Annotated in this window: 16 protein-coding genes; 9 read left to right on the top strand and 7 right to left on the bottom strand. The window is 57.9% G+C overall.

Annotated elements, in window-relative coordinates:
* Positions 1-112 precede the first annotated feature (112 nt).
* On the top strand, positions 113-1,201 hold the full coding sequence (locus HIJ39_RS12745; protein WP_169100279.1) for a DUF763 domain-containing protein: 1,089 nt from the start codon (positions 113-115) through the stop codon (positions 1,199-1,201).
* Positions 1,202-1,203: 2 nt separating this feature from the next.
* Here the strand turns inward: HIJ39_RS12745 and HIJ39_RS12740 are convergent, their stop codons facing one another.
* Positions 1,204-1,425, bottom strand: coding sequence for a DUF1540 domain-containing protein (locus tag HIJ39_RS12740; RefSeq protein WP_169100277.1), 222 nt, complete (start codon positions 1,423-1,425; stop codon positions 1,204-1,206).
* Positions 1,426-1,559: 134 nt separating this feature from the next.
* On the opposite strand from HIJ39_RS12740, the gene HIJ39_RS12735 reads away from it, so the two are divergent.
* From HIJ39_RS12735 to HIJ39_RS12710, 6 genes are all read left to right on the top strand, one after another.
* The gene (locus HIJ39_RS12735; protein WP_169100275.1) at positions 1,560-2,000 is read left to right on the top strand and encodes a universal stress protein; all 441 of its coding nucleotides are present in this window, start codon (positions 1,560-1,562) and stop codon (positions 1,998-2,000) included.
* A gap of 182 nt (positions 2,001-2,182) precedes the next feature.
* A complete protein-coding gene (locus tag HIJ39_RS12730) occupies positions 2,183-3,586 on the top strand; it encodes an APC family permease (protein WP_169100273.1) in 1,404 nt (467 codons plus the stop codon).
* Between the two features lie 151 nt (positions 3,587-3,737).
* Positions 3,738-4,685, top strand: a complete 948-nt coding sequence (locus HIJ39_RS12725; RefSeq protein ID WP_169100271.1) for an AAA family ATPase — start codon at positions 3,738-3,740, stop codon at positions 4,683-4,685.
* Entirely contained in the window at positions 4,682-5,863 is a 1,182-nt protein-coding gene (locus tag HIJ39_RS12720) for a DUF58 domain-containing protein (protein WP_169100269.1), read from the top strand. Before HIJ39_RS12725 ends, HIJ39_RS12720 begins: the two co-directional genes overlap by 4 nt.
* Positions 5,856-6,908, top strand: a complete 1,053-nt coding sequence (locus HIJ39_RS12715; RefSeq protein WP_169100267.1) for a hypothetical protein — start codon at positions 5,856-5,858, stop codon at positions 6,906-6,908. Before HIJ39_RS12720 ends, HIJ39_RS12715 begins: the two co-directional genes overlap by 8 nt.
* A gap of 50 nt (positions 6,909-6,958) precedes the next feature.
* Positions 6,959-7,975, top strand: a complete 1,017-nt coding sequence (locus HIJ39_RS12710; protein WP_169100265.1) for a phospholipase C — start codon at positions 6,959-6,961, stop codon at positions 7,973-7,975.
* Here HIJ39_RS12710 and HIJ39_RS12705 read toward each other — a convergent pair.
* Positions 7,955-8,653: a TlpA family protein disulfide reductase gene (locus HIJ39_RS12705; protein ID WP_169100263.1), complete on the bottom strand. Its 699-nt coding sequence runs from the start codon at positions 8,651-8,653 to the stop codon at positions 7,955-7,957. The two genes, HIJ39_RS12710 and HIJ39_RS12705, sit on opposite strands and share 21 nt — an antisense overlap.
* Before the next feature lie 67 nt (positions 8,654-8,720).
* On the opposite strand from HIJ39_RS12705, the gene HIJ39_RS12700 reads away from it, so the two are divergent.
* The gene (locus HIJ39_RS12700) at positions 8,721-9,884 is read left to right on the top strand and encodes an FAD-dependent monooxygenase (RefSeq protein WP_169100261.1); all 1,164 of its coding nucleotides are present in this window, start codon (positions 8,721-8,723) and stop codon (positions 9,882-9,884) included.
* Between the two features lies 1 nt (position 9,885).
* Here HIJ39_RS12700 and HIJ39_RS12695 read toward each other — a convergent pair whose 3' ends face one another.
* From HIJ39_RS12695 to HIJ39_RS24630, 5 genes are all read right to left on the bottom strand, one after another.
* Entirely contained in the window at positions 9,886-11,757 is a 1,872-nt protein-coding gene (locus HIJ39_RS12695; protein ID WP_169100259.1) for a glycosyl hydrolase family 18 protein, read from the bottom strand.
* 70 nt (positions 11,758-11,827) lie between these two features.
* The gene (locus HIJ39_RS12690; RefSeq protein ID WP_169100257.1) at positions 11,828-12,898 is read right to left on the bottom strand and encodes a GerAB/ArcD/ProY family transporter; all 1,071 of its coding nucleotides are present in this window, start codon (positions 12,896-12,898) and stop codon (positions 11,828-11,830) included.
* A 65-nt stretch (positions 12,899-12,963) separates the two neighbouring features.
* Positions 12,964-14,097 carry a Ger(x)C family spore germination protein gene (locus HIJ39_RS12685; protein ID WP_169100255.1) on the bottom strand — a complete coding sequence of 378 codons (1,134 nt, stop codon included), beginning with the start codon at positions 14,095-14,097 and terminating at the stop codon, positions 12,964-12,966.
* Positions 14,098-14,105: 8 nt separating this feature from the next.
* Positions 14,106-15,002, bottom strand: a complete 897-nt coding sequence (locus tag HIJ39_RS24635) for a spore germination protein (protein ID WP_169100253.1) — start codon at positions 15,000-15,002, stop codon at positions 14,106-14,108.
* Positions 14,999-15,682, bottom strand: a complete 684-nt coding sequence (locus tag HIJ39_RS24630; protein WP_169100251.1) for a spore germination protein — start codon at positions 15,680-15,682, stop codon at positions 14,999-15,001. The genes HIJ39_RS24635 and HIJ39_RS24630 overlap by 4 nt, the downstream gene beginning before the upstream one ends.
* A gap of 112 nt (positions 15,683-15,794) precedes the next feature.
* On the opposite strand from HIJ39_RS24630, the gene HIJ39_RS12670 reads away from it, so the two are divergent.
* Positions 15,795-16,328 (top strand): GNAT family N-acetyltransferase, encoded by a 534-nt coding sequence (locus HIJ39_RS12670; protein WP_169100249.1) that lies wholly within the window; start codon positions 15,795-15,797, stop codon positions 16,326-16,328.
* The last annotated feature ends 614 nt before the right edge of the window (positions 16,329-16,942 follow it).

Genomic DNA, 16,942 nt, shown 5'->3' with positions numbered 1-16,942 from the left:
GTGCAGGGATGCATCCAATGCTGGGAAAGTTGTGATTAGCCCCCATGCGTGCCCCAAACCGCCATCGCGCAATGAGTATTAAGGGGTGTTAGAATGTTGAAGGAGGTTACAAATGAAGCGGACTGGTACGGCCAACGCGCCCTTGCACGGTGGGCACTGCCCGCCTTGGCTTTTTGATCACATGAAAACATTGAGTGGCGCCATCATCGAAGCCATCATCATCGAGTACGGCACCAAAGAAGTTCTGCGCCGCTTTGCCGACCCGGTCTGGTTTCAAAGCTTCGGCTCCGTTTTGGGTTTTGATTGGCATTCGTCAGGTCTCACCACCGTGGTGCTGGGCGCCTTCAAAGAAGCTTGGAATCAACGGTCGGGAGAATACGGGCTGTTTGTTGCGGGAGGCAAAGGCAAAGCCTCGCGCAGGACGCCGGAGGAGATCGATCAGGCTGGCAGCGACCATGGCTTGAGCCTCGACTGCAAGCGCTTAGTTTACTCTAGCCGTTTGGCCGCCAAAGTCGACAGCGGTCTAGTCCAAGACGGCTATCAGTTATATCACCACGTATTCCTATTCGACAAAGACGGCGCCTGGACCGTGGTGCAGCAAGGCATGCATCAATCAGAACCCGTCGCCCGCCGGTATCATTGGCTTAGTCTCACCCTGGATCGATTCACGGAGACCCCCCACCAAGGCATCGCGGGACAGCCGGAGCCACATGTCTTGGACTTGACGGCGAAGCCCAATCTCCCCGTTCAACAGGCTTCCGTGGAGTTGGCGCAACGGCCCCAGGACGCGCTCTTGGCGCTACGCACGCTCGTCGAAAGTCAAGACGGCGCCCGCCACTTGACCATGCCGGAATACCACAACGTCCCGCGACCGGGATACTTCAATAAGATTTTATATAAGATTTATGACGCCCAGCCTCAAGATTACGAGGCGTTGACGGCGCTCCCGGGAGTCGGGGCGAGCACCCTTCGGGCTTTGGCCATGGTGTCAGAAGTGGTATATGGCACCCCGCTTGCCTTTCAAGATCCAGTACGGTATGCCTTTGCCCACGGTGGGAAGGACGGCACCCCTTTTCCGGTGCGCCGTCCCGACTATGAAGCCACCATCGCCTCGCTGGAGCGTGCGATTCAAACGGCACGGCTGGGCGACTTGGACAAAATGAAAGCGTTTCGCCGCCTAAGCCATGCGGCCGGCACCTGAGGTTATTTGTGGAAGAACGTTTTACAGGCTGTCTCCCGGCAATTTTGTGCTGGCGTTTCGCCGATTTCGTTAACAATCATGTTAGTCTGTGCGGCGTCGACCGATTCGGGGTATTTTTCCGCCGCCTTGTCCGTGGTTATCAGAATGGTATCTGCACCACAGAGGTTGTCTTGAACCCAAAAGTAGCAATTATCAACCGTGCACCGAACTTGTACTTGTGGCATTTGGCCGCCTCCTTTTCAGGAATCCAATCTTAGTGTGCCGCCTGGCCGTCTAAAGATGCCGGATTTTTTTGGTTTGGTATAAGGGCATGAGGCAACGTGTTACACTCATACAGAAGACAAAGGAGCGATTTTCCATGCAGCAGACGCGCGTCGTTTTAGCCTCGGACGGCTCCGAGGGTGCGTTGCGTGCCGCCCAATGGCTGGACCAGCATTTCTCCCCGGATGAGGTGCAACTGACGATCCTCACCGTGAGCCACAACCCCGTGGTAGTGGGATCCCCCAACTTTAGCCCCATGCCAGCCTATGGCATGGCGATGGAGGATGCAGCTGGCGAGGCCGCCAAGGAAGCGGCTAAGAAGACACTGGATGTCCTGGCCAACCTTAAAGGCAAAGCGGTGGTGATTGGTGGCAAATCGATTGTGCCCGCCATCATTGACTACGTTAAGGCGCACCCCGCCGATGCCATCGTTATTGGGCGTCGTGGCCACTCGGCCGTTCATAATATTTTAGTGGGCAGCGTTTCCTCGGGTCTGGTGGACCACTCGCCCATTCCCGTTTGGCTCATTCCCTCCTGAGCCGGGGTTCCCGCCTGTCGTACCCGGACGCCCGACTCCGCTACACTCCACGAAATGGGTCGGGCGTACTGCGGACACTCGATCAGACCATCCACATTGGCTCAACCTCCGACGAATATCTTTAGAAAGAGATGCCGTTTATATCCATCTTGCCCTTATGGACTTTTGAAGGAGGGGAAGCCATGACTGAGATGGAGAATCAGTCGCTTAAATCCGGCTCGGTAGGCTTTTGGCAACTTACCTACCAATCCATATCCTTAGTCTCGCCCGCAGGGGCCATGGCCGCGACACTGACTGGCGCTGCCGCCTATGCGCTGGGGGCGTTGCCCTTGACCTATATTTTGGCCATTATTGCGGCCGCCTTTACCATCAACACAACCGTGCAATTCTCCCGCCACATCGCCAGTGCTGGCGGGTTCTATAATTATGTGAGTCAAGGCTGGGCATCCAAGCCTGGCATCTTGACCGGGTGGCTTTTTGTGCTGTCCTACTTTATGGTGGTAACCAACGCCATCCTCTTTGTCGCTGGCGTATTCATCCCCGGCTTAGTAAGCTACTTTCACGGCTCTCTGCCGTCCTACAGTTGGCTCATCATCATGGCCCTCATGTATCTGTTCGTCTGGTATTTTGCCTATCACGGCATTCGTCCGTCGTTGCAATACTCGCTGTGGACTGGCGCGGTGGAGATTCTCGTGCTGGTTGTGGTGGCCGTGGGGATCATCATATCTCCCCACACCCACAATACCGCCGAAGTCTTTACCCACCCCTCACTGGCCCTGCATGGGTGGTCGGGAGTCGGCATCGGCATGATTCTGGCCATGTTCTCAATGTCCGGATCCAGCGGCGCGGTCACCTTAGGCGAGGAGGCACATCAACCGCATCGGCTCATTCGCAATGCGGTCATGACCTCATTTGGCTTTGCGGCAGGCCTCTTCATTCTGGTTTCCTACGCTCTCACCACCGGATGGGGTCCGGCGAAGATGTCCGGTTTCGCGAGCGCCAGCATCCCGGGCGTGATTCTCGCTCGCCAAGATTTAGGACTTATCGTAGGGGTAATTCTGCTGCTCTTCATTATCAACAGCCTGTTGGCCGGATCGTTGGCGCCGCAAAACTCCCTAGTGCGGATGGTCTTTGCCTTTGCCCGTGACGGCGTCCTGCCGGCACCTCTAAAAAAGGTTCACCCCCAATACCGCTCACCCCATGTGGCCGTGGCCTGGGCGACAGTTCTTGGCTTCGTCATTAGCTTGGTAGCCGGCCTCCTCTTCGGACCCTTCAACGGCTTTTTGGTGCTGGCTACCATTTCCTCGGTGGCGCTATTCGTGGGCCACATTCTAGCCAACATTGCGCTCCCCATCTATTACCGCCGCCGGCACCAGTTCCGTTGGTTTGCTCACGGTGTAGCTCCCATCGTCAGCACCATTTTGGTCTTATTGGGCATTTGGTTTACAATCTATCCCTTCCCCTGGCCCGTGGTGCTCGGCCCGATTATCGTAGCCCTCTGGATTTTGTTCGGCCTCTGGCGGATCTCGCGTCTGACCCCCGAACAAATCGCCCGAGCCGGCCAGTTCAACGTCCCGCACAGCTAAGTGCCCTAACATACAGCCGGATCCCGATTCGGGATCCGGTACTGTCATCATGGCGGGCTCCGAGCGATTCCTTGGCGCGCGTGTCCCGCGTTGGATCGGTATGCGCTACAATAGGTGAAACATACTTGATTGTCGGAAGCGAGTGATAACAATGCAATCCTCTATTCATCCTCTAATCGCAGAGCTATTGGATGCTCTCGACAAACTGGTGCTGGGAAAACGCCAACAAACCAGTCTCATAGTCGCCGCCTGGATTGCGGGCGGTCATGTCCTCTTAGACGACGTGCCGGGAGTAGCCAAAACGCGCCTTGCGCGCGCATTGGCCCGACTCACCCAGTTGAGCTTTGCCCGTGTTCAGGGCACCCCCGACCTTTTGCCGCAGGATATCACCGGTGGGGTCATTTACGATTTGAAGTCGCAAGAGTTGGTCTTTCGCCCTGGACCCGTTTTTCACCATATTGTCTTGGTCGATGAGGTTAATCGCACCACCCCGCGCACCCAAGCGGCGCTTTTGGAATGCATGGAAGAACGCCAAGTTTCGGCGGATGGCGTAAGCCATCCTCTCCCCAATCCCTTTTTGGTCATTGCTACCCAAAACCCCGTGGAAATGGAAGGCACCTTCCCGCTTCCCGAGGCGGAATTGGACCGTTTTCTAATCTCCTTGTCACTGGGATACCCGACGGAGCATGACGTGCGCCAGATGGTCATGACCTTTTCCCAATCGGACGCCTTAGACACCCAAGAACCGGCGTTGACGGAGACTGATTTGGCCGCTTGGCGTGAGCAGGCCCAAGCCGTGACGTTAAATGCGGCAAGCTTGGACTACCTGGTGGGCATCTGCCGCGCCACTCGCGAACATCCGTTGGTGGATTTAGGCGCCTCTCCTCGAACCACGGTTCGCTACGCTCAAATGGCCCGAGCCTGGGCGTTCGTCCAGGGAGATTCCTTCGTCACCCCCGACCACATCAAATATCTCGCTCCCTATATCCTCGGTCACCGACTGGTTCCGAGCGCGAGCGCCTCCGTCAGCCGGCTTCGCGGAGCCTCGCTGGTTGAAAAAATTCTTGAGGACGTACCGGTCCCAGTTGAGACGCCATGATTTGGCGCACCGCCCGTCAGGACGGGATCTTGGCACTGGCTGTGGTGGTTGCGCTGGCCGGCTTCTTTACCAACCACAGCGCCATTATGGGCTTGGGGCTGTTCTTCGCCATTTTATGGTGGATCGCAGCATGGGTGGCTCGCCGAACACTCCAGGATTTGTCCGTGACCTCGGCCCTGACTGAAGATGTTTGTGAGATTGGGGCGCACGTCACCGCGGAGATGGTGGTGGTCAATCCCCTGCCTTGGCCAATTCTCGACGTGGAGTGGAAATTTGCTCTGCCACGAGAGATAACAACGGTAGAAGGCGCTCACGCGCTCGCCGGCAAGCTTTGGGTCGGTGCCCGGCAGCGGGTCCGCATCCTGATGCAGCTTTCCTCTGAATCCCGCGGCCGGTATCGAATCGGTCCCGGATCGTTAGTGTTTCGTGATCCCTTGTCGTGGAACGAACTTATTCGGGAAGACCATGATTTAACCTATCTCACCGTCTTTCCCAGGCGTTACCCAATTCCGGCTTCGCTAGCCTCCTGGTGTGCGGACCTCGGTGACCACAAAGGCCGGCCGTGGGACACGGTCGATCCCTTGCGGGTCGTGGGGGTGCGTCCGTATCAGCCAGGGGACTCCATTCGCCGCCTGGCCCCGTATGCCTCGGCCCGCTTGCGACGGCCAATGGTCAAGGAATGGGAACGAGTTCAGGATCGCTCATTGGAAATTTTGCTGCATCCTAAAACCACCGACCACCATTGGGAAGGCATTGACCGGATCACATTGGAAGACACCGTCAGCATCGCCGCCGGGGTGGTGCAATGGGCATTGGAGAACAAGACGCCCGTGGGGCTTCAAGGCAGCGGCTCCATGCCAGGCCACATTCACGGCTTTACCGTCGGGCACGAAAGTCGCGGCGATCTTACGGCCATGTTGACGGCCTTGGCTTGGCTGCAGCCCAGCGGCACCATGGATGAGGACTTGGTTGAGGTTCTCCATAAAACCCTCCAACGCTTGACGCCTCAGTCGCTGGTCGTATTCGTCAGCCCCTATTGGCCTGAGGCGTTGGATATACTCGCCGGACGGCGGCGCGTGCGGCTGGTGCACCTTAGTACCGGTCCAATCATTCCCGAAACCCCAAACTGGGTTCTGGCCCATTATCATTGGCAAGAAGGCGGGTGGTTGCATGTCTAGCCGTATTGCGCAACTGGCACTCTATTGGATAGCCTTCAGCACTCTCGCAATCGCCGCCGGATTGCCGCAGATCGTGGCTCTTATCTTGCTTCTTAGTGGTCTCGCTGCGGTCCTCATTCGTCAGGCAGGCGTCCGCTACGGCGCAGAGGCCGCGCTGGTGGTGGTTGCCGGTGTGACATTAAAAAGCGGCGGCGCGGCGTTGTTTGCGGCCCTCATGGGCGCTGCCGCACTCAATGCGATGTTGCCGGGACATCTTTCCCCCAACCGACCCATTGGCATAGCCATCGCCGGCACCACCATCGCTGACTTCATCAAGCCCTGGGCGGCATGGACCTTCATTCCGGTGATCGCCCTTAGCCTCTGGACGCTGTTGGGGGCCAATGAGGCGCACCCGAGTACCGCCCGCCACCGGCTTAATTTAGCTGGTGGATTGGCCCTCGTTTCGGCGCTGTTATCCGTCGCCGCCGGCTTCTTGGCCGGTGTCATTCCCTGGCAACGGTTGCTTGGGGGCTTGTTCGCCGCAGTCACCTATCCTTTCGTTAAGGTGGCCACGAATCTCCGGCCCTTTCACATCAAGGCCCGGAAAAATCCCTTCAAACCGTCTGTCCGGCATATTAAGGCGCATCCTCTGCCGGCATCGCCCCCTAACCATGCCGTGCTTTGGATTATGACCGGGCTGGTGTCGCTATTGGTACTCGCCGCCATCATTTATTTCGGTCGCCGCTATTGGACCGAGTCTCTGGAGCCGGTGGAGGCCGAAACCGGCGCGAACGCCATTATCCGCGAGACCCTTGCAGATGAGGAAGTCGTTGCCGGCCTATCGCGCCGACGTGAGCGTCTCACACCGGTTCGCCACTTCGTACGCCGCCGGCATCAACTGGCGGCCGAAAAGCGGATCCCGGGAGAGACACTGCGCGAATGGGTGCAACGAACGGGCACCGACGTGCCCGACAAAGCCCTCCGTATTTATGAAGAGGTCCGATATGGCAATCAGGACGACACGCGTGAGCGGCGCCACACGATTGAAAAACTCTGGCGGACATAAAGTCAAGCTGGCGTCTCATAGGGTAGCGGCGGGAGGTGGCCAATTCTCGCATGCCAAAGCGAATCGTGGTCTACACCGTGGAAAATCATTCGTTCGATCAATTATTAGGAACCTTTCCTGGCGTCGACGGGTTGAATCCTAATTTGGCGGTACCCGGTCCCCAAGGTGAGAAGGTGCATCCTTTCCCCTTCCGCTGGTACTCCCTGGGGCAGTTCGATAATCCCGACCATTCTTTTCAAGCCATCCATGAGGAATGGGATCAGGGCAAGATGGACGGCTTCGTGCGCGTAGGCGGACGAGATACCATGGGCTACTATCCCCTCGAGGGAGAACCGACGTGGGCCAAGTTGATCGCCACAGGCCGCATTTTGGACCACTATTTTGCCAGCGTACTGGGTCCGACCTTTCCCAATCGCCTTTATTTGATCGCCGGCCAAAGCGGAGGCCTTACCGCCAATCCCGGTCTCTTCTCCGCTGCCGCGCTCGATTTCCCCACCTTATTTGACCAATTGGAAGAGCATCACATTACCTGGCGCTATTACATCGGCGGATATCGTCGCCATTTTCGCCTGTTGGCCAAAGAGACGCTGTTTTGTCCGCTGCTGTGGTTTCCACGATTCAACCACAAGCCACGGGTGACACATCTCTCCCCATGGCCGCAATTTTTCGAGGACGCGCGAAACTCCGAACTCGATGAGGTTATTTTCCTAGCGCCGGGCCTCCCGCAATCCAGCCATCCGCCTGTGCCCATCACCTGCGCACTGCATTCCATTGCCCGCGTGCATGAGGCCTTGGCATCGCGTCCTGACTGGGACGAGACGCTTTTGATCGTCAATTTTGACGAGGCGGGCGGCTTCTATGACCATGTCCCGCCGCCGGTAATGGATACCATGGGCCCGGGCATGCGGGTCCCCTGCCTCTTATGGTCAGGCGGACTCCCTTCGGGTGTGGTGCATGATATCTATGATCACACGTCGGTCCTGCGGTATATCGAAGAAAACTTCGGGCTTCCTCTCCTAGGTGAGCGCACCACGCAAATGGCCTCGTTAGCTTCCGCTCTTTGCTGAAACAACTTGAGCGACCAGCTTGTTGGCGTTTTGCACTGTGAGGGCGCCATTGATGCGCTCGGCCAAATGCCCCTGGCCATTAATGATCAGCACCGTGGGGAAATCTTGGATGGACCAATAGCGCATGCCTTTGGGATCCACATAGATGTGAACATTGGAGTCCGTCAGATGAAACTTCTTCCGGTACTGGCGCATGGTTTGAATCATTTGCGACGCGCCAATGGTGGACGACTGATAGTTGTCGTGGCCGCTAAAGGGCGGATTCTGCGGTCCCGGATCGCCAATTCCCCCATGCGGCGAGACATCCACGATATCGAGCTGAAGTCCCGGGGTGTGCAAAATGGCGGGCCACACATACTTGTCATCATACGCGCAATAAAGACACCAGCTCGCCATCAACATCACCACTGTGATGTGTTGGCCGCGTACCAGCTTGGCTGGCTTTCGCGACGTGATGGAATAAGCGCGGTATGCCCAGGTAAAGCCGTGTGTCGGCGGGTTTTGAACAATGGGCGGCAGCGCGGCACTCCCCCCGGTTTTCGGGGTGTTGCCCAGCCCGCGGTATCCCGCGATGAGCGCCGCTGCCGCGGCGGCGCCCAAGACTGCCCACCACAACCAGGCGGCGCGTCTAGGCGGTGCCGTCATCGAGGGTTTCTTCGAACCTGTCTTTTTGGCCACAACCGTCATCCTTTAGGTGTGTACGAGGATTGTTGGACGCCTCTTGCCAAAAGTGTAGCATAGATGCATGGACAAGCGTGAGCAGCTTGATATCGCCATTGTCGGCGGAGGCGTCGCCGGATTGGCCCTCGGAGCTTTTCTTCAAGACAGTCGCTGGAACTTTCACCTCTTTGAGGCCCGGTCCGCCGCAGATCTTACCGGCGGTGCGGCCCTGGCCATGGCACCCAACGCCATGTGGGTGCTTAGAAAGCTTGGAATCGCCGGTCAGGTCACGAAAGCCGGCAGCGTCATTCGCCACTACCATTTCAACACCTGGCAAGGAGCTTCGCTGAAGATTGTTGATATGAATCCGCTCTCCAAGGGGTGGGGGGAAAACGCGTGGTGCGTCCCGCGGGCGGATCTGCTGGCCGCCCTCAAAGGAAAGCTATTGCCCTCGCAGTTGGACCTCGAAAGCCCCGTCGGCCAAATCCTGGTCGACGCTAAGGGGCTATTGCTGGACGTGCCCCCCGAACCCGTGAGAGCTCGGACGCTGGTCGGCGCCGATGGCGCCTGGTCCATTGTGCGGCAACACTTTTGGCCGATTCCCGCCCCCACCTATCAAGGCTTTGTGGCCGCCCGCGGCACGCTGAAATGGCGCCTGCCCGAAGCCCTTAGGGATAGCGTCATGCAGATTTGGGGTCCCCGCGGCGAATTCGGCTATGCGCCCATGGGTTCAGAGCGCGTCTATTGGTTTGCCACCCTGCCTTGGTCGAATCCGGAGCAGCTCCCCGACCGGGATCACCTCATGGCCCATTTTCGGGGATGGTGCCAGCCCACCGCCGATCTCATGACCGCAACCCCTGACCCGGATCTCCTCATCCACCCTATTTTTGATCGACCGGAAGGTTTCACCCCCCTGACGCATCCGGTGACACTCATTGGTGATGCCGCGCACCTCATGACCCCCAACACCGGGCAAGGCGCCTGCCAGAGCCTCCTTGACGCTTATGTGCTGGGTACACTGCTAGGACGGGGGCACGACCCCGCGGAGGCGTTTTCCACCTATCGGACCATTCGCCTCCCGCGTGCGCTTTTCGTAGCGCGCCTATCCCGGAACCTCGGCCACATCATTCACCATCCCTCAACCCGCCTCCGCGTTCTTCGCGACCGTCTAATTGCCCTGGCACCGGAATTCGCCGTCCGCCGTGGTATGGCAAAGGCGGTCGGCACGCCACCCGCCCTCAAGATATAGCTTACTTTGTGAGCCAAAATCCCGGGGCTTGATATCCCAGCCGCCAGAGACTCACGCCAGCTAGATGCTGCGACGTGGCGAGCGATTGCAAGAGCGAGGTCGCGGTGGTCGCGGGACTCGGACCCACGGAGTTTTCGTCCCAAGTGACCGTATCCCCGATATTTTCGCTATCAACCACTTGCTGCAGCATGGCGGCGGTAGCGGCATCATAGATCCCGGGGGTGGTCGTGATTACGTTATAGTCCTTCTGGAACGCGGCCACGGCCGCTTGCGTCGCCGGGCCATAGCCGCCGTCGGTGGCCAAGGGGGACCCGGGGGTCAGATGATGGGCTAGGTCGTAGCGCAGCAGCACGGTGGTCAGCAAGAACTGCAGATTCGCCACACTGGGATTGAACACCGTCGGGTTGAGATCCAGCGGCGCTGCCGGAACCGTGGCCAGAGGTCCCGTCGAGATTTCCAACTCCCCTTCCACTGGGTCAAACACGGCCGCACCTTGCTGGCGTTCAAGCGCCGTCTCAATGGTGCGATCGGTGATGGCCACACTGCCAGCCGATTGGAATCCAGCATTGGTGTAGATCCAACTTTGTCCATAAGGCGCCATGCCCAACACCACTTGGTGGGCGGGAACCCCGTGCAATGCGTTGAGCGAGGTTTTCACCCAGGGCAATCCCTCAGTGGGACCAGGGTTAGGCGCAATGGATCCCGTTGTGCGGTATTCGGGGTAGGTTAACAGATCGAGATAATCGGCGCTCTTGGCCAAGCTGGCGACGGGATAGGCGGGATTCTCAGGCATCACCGTTACCATTAGGCGCAGTCCGGCTTGATGCAAGGAACCCGCCAAGGCCTGAACAAACCGAAGATATCCGTGATCCGCGGTGTCCAATCCCTCCCAGTCCAATACGTAACCGCCATAGGACGAGGCCTTGGCGTCTTGCACCAATTGTTCAATGGCGTGACCGCCATCGAATCCGGAACCGGGATCACCACTCGCGCTAATCACCGGCCACACCTGATCGCCTGAGGCTTTAGCTTGCGAGATTACGGTGGCCGCTTGGCTTTGAGCTCCGGCAGCGCTGAGCGTGCCATCATTCGGGGACAGCGTATACCACAGCGGGGCGGCAATACTAATTTCCGAACCATGCTGGGCCAAGTCATAAAGGGCGGTGCCCGGGGTTGCGGCTGACTGGACATAGTTTCCGAATCCCACCATGACGGGCCGTACGGTCACATTTTCGGCAGCGGCCACGCGGTCGGCCACGGCCGTGGGCGGCGCGGTCCTGTCTTTGGCCCGTACCACCAGGCGATATTGGCCGGCGGACGGCGGGGTCCAATGTAGGTCTGGCGAGAATTGATACGGTCCTGCCGCGGACCAGTGACCCTGCGGCGTCTCATACCACAATTGATACACCGGCGAGAGCAAATTTTTGGCGGATGCCGTAATGGTCACAGTCTCTCCCACCAGGACCCCTTGAGGGCTTGCGAGCGACACACGGCTGCCCACATTGAGATAGTCCACGGCAGTCCGGGCGCGCCAATATTGATGAAGCCGCACTTCCTGGGGGGTGAGCGCCGTCACCACCACTTCCGCCGGCTGGGTTACGCGGCCCAGACTTAGCACATTATTTGGTCCGTATCCCCGGAGGGTCTTCCACCCATGCACGGTCGCTTCCCGAAACTGATACCATACGGGGCCACTGCTGGCTCGACCGCGCGCTCCGATGGTCACCGTGGTTCCCGGATTGAGATGCCCCTGAGGCCCAACAATCCAGAAGGCTTCCACCGTGGGCACCCGATAGGCCGACACGGGCGCTGCTAATCCAGCAAATGGGAAAAGTGCCGCGGCCACGGCCGCTATTTTCTTCGTATTACGCATTCTGACGCCTCATTTCCATTTCATGGGATGACTCATAGCTATTGTAGGGGAAACGAGGCCGCCTGTCCTCTTAGGGAGAAATTTTTGTGGTATGTTGGGCGGGCCGTCCCCTTTTCCCCATGAGGCGCGCCAAGCCCAGCACCATCAACGGAAAGCCAATCCCGAGAGAGGGAAAAAGCCATTGGTTTACCGCCTGGACTTCCCTCAACAGCACGGGTTGGCTGGCCGCACTAAGCGGTGCCCCAAGCCACGCCGCCGCACCCAAGGCCACCAAAAACCACCGGTCGGAAGGTTGCCTGAACAGGCGTTTTAACAACAGGGCCGAAGATTTCAGATTCAATGTGAGTAAAATCCAGTAACCGTGCACCCACAACACCACCGCAAAAACGTCCAGACGCTGGATGTCGCGTCCCACCTGAATTAGGCGCAGCTGGGCGAAATCAGGCCAACTCATCTCTTTCGCCAAATCCCCAAACTGTAAGATGGGTCCGGTGTTGTGTCCGAGGGCCATGGCACCCACCATGGCTACGCAGGTCAGCAAGGCGGGCTTGAGGCGCTTGAGATCGGTGGTATTGGGCGCCAATATCAGCACCATCGATAATTGGGAAAAAAGCCCTACCATTATCAAACTGCCCGACAATACCGGCCCCCATCCGTGGGCCAGGAGAGGCAAAAGGCGGGTCATCCGCTGCTGGCCTGTGAGAAGCAGACTTAACAAAATACCGGCGGGAATGTCCACATAGAGCAAGAGAATTTGATTCACCCGTGCCGTCGGCTGAAGCCCGAGAAAGCCCGCTAGCACCGCCAAGCCAACCAGCGGGGTAACGAAAAAGGGCGGTGGCGTGGTGGGAAAGATCATCGCCGACAGTGAGGTGAAGGCTCGGCCGGAGAGCGCCGCATAGCCTGTCAGAACTGCCACAATCGCGAGCAGAAAGGGCCACCGCAACGGTCCCAAGGTCGCCTCAGCCATGGTATCGATACCCTGACCCGGAAACTGGCGCATGAGCACGATCCAGAGCCCCATGGCCAACAGGCCCACCCCGATGCCCAACACAACGCACAGCCAAACATCGCGTCCTGCGATGCCCGTGACGATCGTGTTGAAGACGGTGCTTTCCTGCCCTGCGCCCAAGGTCGCCATTAAAAAGGCCAGTTACCAGGGACCGACCATGTCCTGGAGGATGGGGCGCTCTCTACGGGATAGACTCATACTCGCCCTGCATCTCCCTGTTCGATAATGATTTGCGCTGTCACGGATACCGGGAGACGCTGAAACTGGCTCGGCCACTGGCCGTCCATTTTGAACCAGAGACGGGGATTCTTCCGGTAAATGGCTTGCCCCCACCCAAAAATATCCGCCCGGTGGCGTTCAGCCCACCCGACCGTAGCCAGCGTCTGGACAACTGCCCGATGGTTCGCAGCCTGAGAAATGGTTGAGAGATTCCCGCATAGCGGGCCGGCCAGCTTGCCCACCCCCGCCAACGTCACGTGAATTCCCGCGACCCGCCCGTGAGCGATCTCCACCCGACTGTGGCCGGTCACGCTAGTCCAAAAAATGCTGGTTCGGCCACCCGTAGGGCACGCGAGGGTAGAAAACGACTGACCCGCTCGATGAACCAACCAGAGATAGGCCGGAGCGTCGCTCACGGGAAGCCACCCTTGAATCCGGCCCGTGGGCGCCAGCACCGCACTATCAGTCATGGAAAATTGGGGCCCGAAATCGCTCCCATCCCGCCTTTTAATGGCTAAAATCACGGCCGAACGCCCATGCTGGGCGTCCCAGCGCAAGAGATCGTACGCTCGGGGAGCCCAGCCAGCGGAAATATTATGGTGCAAGTAGCGGTCCTGATTGCGAATCACCTCGCCCGTGGTCATTTCCATTCCCGCCTTGGTGCTCTGGAGCAGTGGTGCAGCCATACCCTGCGCCACAAACATGCGGCTGGTAGTGCGAAATTGGGGATAGCGCAAGAGCGTGCCGGTAATGGACGCCAGCCCTTCTTTCAATGCCGCTCGTCCCACGATCACGACATTGGTTGTCGCCCAAAAAACGTGGCGACTGGAGGAGGCTGACACGTTAGCCATGGCTTCCCCGAGCGTTTTTCCGCTTCCGGTGAGAATGATACTGGCCGAGGGATTGGATCCGCCGGATCCGGAACCCGATGTTGGATGTCCCGGCGAGGGAACCGCCATCGTGTTATAAGCCTCGGCCGTGACCGTGTATTGCTCCTTGGTATAGTCGATGGCCATGGCATTGATGATGGCCAGTTCGTTCATTTGATATCCATCCCAACAGCCGCTCAAGAGAACAGTGAGACTGAGCAGTGCCAGGACTTGCATCATCCAACGCCTCATGGGCTGCCGGGGCCCTGGCGCAGTGGATCCGGATAGGCGGTTGAAGCCGGGCGCAGTTTCTGCCGGAACCACGGGGCTCGCATCACAAAGTCCTTATACTCGGAGGGCCGCGAAGGCGCTCCCGGTGAAAGATACGGAACGCCAAAGGATTCCAGCGAGGCCACATGCAAGGCAAGGGCAATGCTCACAAAAAGAATTCCATACATGCCTAAAATCGCCGCGGCAATAATCATGGGATAAGTGGTGAAGCGGATGGCTTGGGCCAAATCATAGTCCGGGATGGCGAAGACGGCGATGACAATACCAGCGACCACAATGATAATCGGGGAGGAGATAATCCCCGCCCTGACGGCCGCATCGCCCACCACCAAGGTGCCGCCAATGGTAAGCGCACTGCCCACCCCGCTCGGAACACGTGATCCCGCCTCCCGGATGATATCGAACATCACCATCAACAAGACCACCTCGCCCACGGATGGCAGCGGAACGTTGGAACGAGCCGCCGCCATGGTGATGAGAAGAGGCGTTGGAATAGCCTCCTGATGGTAGGTGGTAAGCGCCACGTAAAGGGCCGGCAACAACACGCTCGCCAAAAGTGCGATGTAGCGCACCACGCGAAGCAGACTAGCCACCAGCCAATTTTGATAGTAATCGGAGGCGGACGTCATCAGCATGGACAGCGTCGCCGGGGCGATCACCGCCATTGGCGTCCCATCGATAACAATCGCAGCCCGCCCCTCCAGCAGGGCGGCTGCCACCCGATCCGGCCGATCCGTGCGCAACACGGTCGGATAGACGGTCCACTTGTCCGAACGCATGATTTCCACTAAATAATTGCTTTCCAGCACCCCGTCGATGTTGATGCGCTGAAGCCGTCCCTTAATCTCGCTCACCAGTTGATCATCGGTACGCCATAGAGAGAAAGCACGTACACAGCCGTGCGTGTCTCATGCCCAACCTCCAATCGATCAATCCAAAAGCGGGCGGTGCGGAGACGTTGACGAATAAGACTCAAATTGGTCATGCCGTCTTCAATAAAGCCGTCGTGCGGACCCATCACCACCTGATCAGTCACTGGGCGGGTGATAGAGCGTTTGTTAATTTTTCCTATATCAATCGCCAGCCCTCCGGCCGTTCCGTCCAACAATAAGACGGCCCCGCCATTCCAGACACTGTCGAGGGCACCCTTAATGGTTTGAACCTTTCGGTATCCGCCAATGGGAACCACCGTTTTCGCTACCACATCAATATAGCCTGATCCCGTATCCGCACTGCTCCATGGCATACGCGTCAACGGTTCCAAAACGCCAAAGGCCATGAGCTCATAATCCACGAAGTTAGGATCATAGACGATGGTGCCCTGAAGCCCTCCCTGACAGGTAAAATCAGTAAACTGCATATCCGCGGCCTGATGAATCAGGCCCTTCATCACCATCACATTTTTCTTCAGGTTGGTGCTCAATTTGGCGTTAATGCGATGCTGAAAGAGCATCTTTTCGATGACGTCCGCCACGTCGCTCGACTCGTGAATCACGGCGTTGACCAAATCGGGGTTGACGTCTTGAAAGGGCATAACTCACCTCCAAGTTTGTCTTTTTACTGTACCCGCACCTTCCGGGAGGCATGTACTTTCCTGACAGAACTGGCATGATAGTCCCAACGGTTATGGAGGGAGACGCAGTTGAATGGCGGTGATTGAAACCGAACGACTCTATCTGCGCCGGATGCATGCCGGTGACTTGGAAGCGCTGATGGAAATTTTTTCCGACCCGGTGGCGATGCAGTATTATCCCCGCACTCGAAGCCGCGTCGAGGTCAAGGACTGGATTCACTGGACGGAAAACAACTATCGGGATTATGGTGTTGGTCTTTGGATCGTCGAATCCAAAGACACTGGGACAATCCTGGGACAATGCGGCATTATCCCCCAGGCCATCCATGAACCCGTGCAAGAATGGGAAGTGGGGTACCTTTTCATCCGTCGTCACTGGGGACACGGTTATGCCACCGAAGCGGCGCGGGCTTGCCGCGACTATGCCTTTACGCACTTAGCCGCCGACCATGCCATCTCCATCATAAATCCCCTTAATCAGCCGTCCATTAAGGTTGCCGAGCGAAACGGCATGACGCGCCGGGAAGTGACCCGATGGCGGGATCATTCGGTAGCCATCTATCAAATTACCCGCGAAGCCTGGCAGCAACGGACGGACAGCATCTAACAAGTCCCTCTGGCCCTTCCAGGAGCAGGGATTTGGTCCTGTAAACGCAACCTTTGACGTCCGCGGGGACATCGATCCCCGCGGCTTCATGGGCCATCCCGAGGTTCCTCCTTATGGGTATCCGGAATTCGTGATTGATCGCAGACTTTTCACTCATCGTTAGAGTGGCACGTTTCAGGTTGATCAGCACAGTTCTCGTGGTTAAGATTTTTAGCAAAAGAGGTGGAGCCAGGTCCACCTCTTAGTGTACTAACGCCCCCGTTACCCGGCTATTAGCATCGTTAAGCATGCCTGCCAGCCAGCCCAAAGACTGGGGCGTTTTGGCCTTGGATGTCGGCGTGAAGAACACAACCCTAGTCTGATGCGATGGGACTGTCATCCTGACGTCAGATTAGGGTGTAGTCAACGAGGACAGTGCGCGCATTGCTACCCCGACGTAACTTGGCTTGCATTCTCGCTTAACACGCCAAGTTAGGGCGCACGAAACAACGGTTCCCAAGTTTGACGGTACGGCGGTCGATATAAGACCGAGATGAGGGAAATAGTCTCTCGGTATTTAATCCGGATAAGCTGGGGATTTGCCAGTAATTAACTGGAAGCGCGGGTGCAAGAGA

This window comes from Sulfobacillus harzensis (genome assembly GCF_012933365.1).
Taxonomy (GTDB): domain Bacteria; phylum Bacillota; class Sulfobacillia; order Sulfobacillales; family Sulfobacillaceae; genus Sulfobacillus_B; species Sulfobacillus_B harzensis.
The sequence above is the reverse complement of the archived record's forward strand: the minus strand, read 5'-3'. Positions and strand labels throughout refer to the sequence as shown.

Excerpts from the sequence above, each read along its gene's own strand:
- HIJ39_RS12745 (WP_169100279.1), top strand. The coding sequence starts at position 113 with ATGAAGCGGACTGGTACGGCCAACGCGCCCTTGCACGGTGGGCACTGC.
- HIJ39_RS12740 (WP_169100277.1), bottom strand. The coding sequence starts at position 1,425 with ATGCCACAAGTACAAGTTCGGTGCACGGTTGATAATTGCTACTTTTGG.
- HIJ39_RS12735 (WP_169100275.1), top strand. The coding sequence starts at position 1,560 with ATGCAGCAGACGCGCGTCGTTTTAGCCTCGGACGGCTCCGAGGGTGCG.
- HIJ39_RS12730 (WP_169100273.1), top strand. The coding sequence starts at position 2,183 with ATGACTGAGATGGAGAATCAGTCGCTTAAATCCGGCTCGGTAGGCTTT.
- HIJ39_RS12725 (WP_169100271.1), top strand. The coding sequence starts at position 3,738 with ATGCAATCCTCTATTCATCCTCTAATCGCAGAGCTATTGGATGCTCTC.
- HIJ39_RS12720 (WP_169100269.1), top strand. The coding sequence starts at position 4,682 with ATGATTTGGCGCACCGCCCGTCAGGACGGGATCTTGGCACTGGCTGTG.
- HIJ39_RS12715 (WP_169100267.1), top strand. The coding sequence starts at position 5,856 with ATGTCTAGCCGTATTGCGCAACTGGCACTCTATTGGATAGCCTTCAGC.
- HIJ39_RS12710 (WP_169100265.1), top strand. The coding sequence starts at position 6,959 with ATGCCAAAGCGAATCGTGGTCTACACCGTGGAAAATCATTCGTTCGAT.
- HIJ39_RS12700 (WP_169100261.1), top strand. The coding sequence starts at position 8,721 with ATGGACAAGCGTGAGCAGCTTGATATCGCCATTGTCGGCGGAGGCGTC.
- HIJ39_RS12695 (WP_169100259.1), bottom strand. The coding sequence starts at position 11,757 with ATGCGTAATACGAAGAAAATAGCGGCCGTGGCCGCGGCACTTTTCCCA.
- HIJ39_RS12690 (WP_169100257.1), bottom strand. The coding sequence starts at position 12,898 with ATGGCGACCTTGGGCGCAGGGCAGGAAAGCACCGTCTTCAACACGATC.
- HIJ39_RS12685 (WP_169100255.1), bottom strand. The coding sequence starts at position 14,097 with ATGATGCAAGTCCTGGCACTGCTCAGTCTCACTGTTCTCTTGAGCGGC.
- HIJ39_RS24630 (WP_169100251.1), bottom strand. The coding sequence starts at position 15,682 with ATGCCCTTTCAAGACGTCAACCCCGATTTGGTCAACGCCGTGATTCAC.
- HIJ39_RS12670 (WP_169100249.1), top strand. The coding sequence starts at position 15,795 with ATGGCGGTGATTGAAACCGAACGACTCTATCTGCGCCGGATGCATGCC.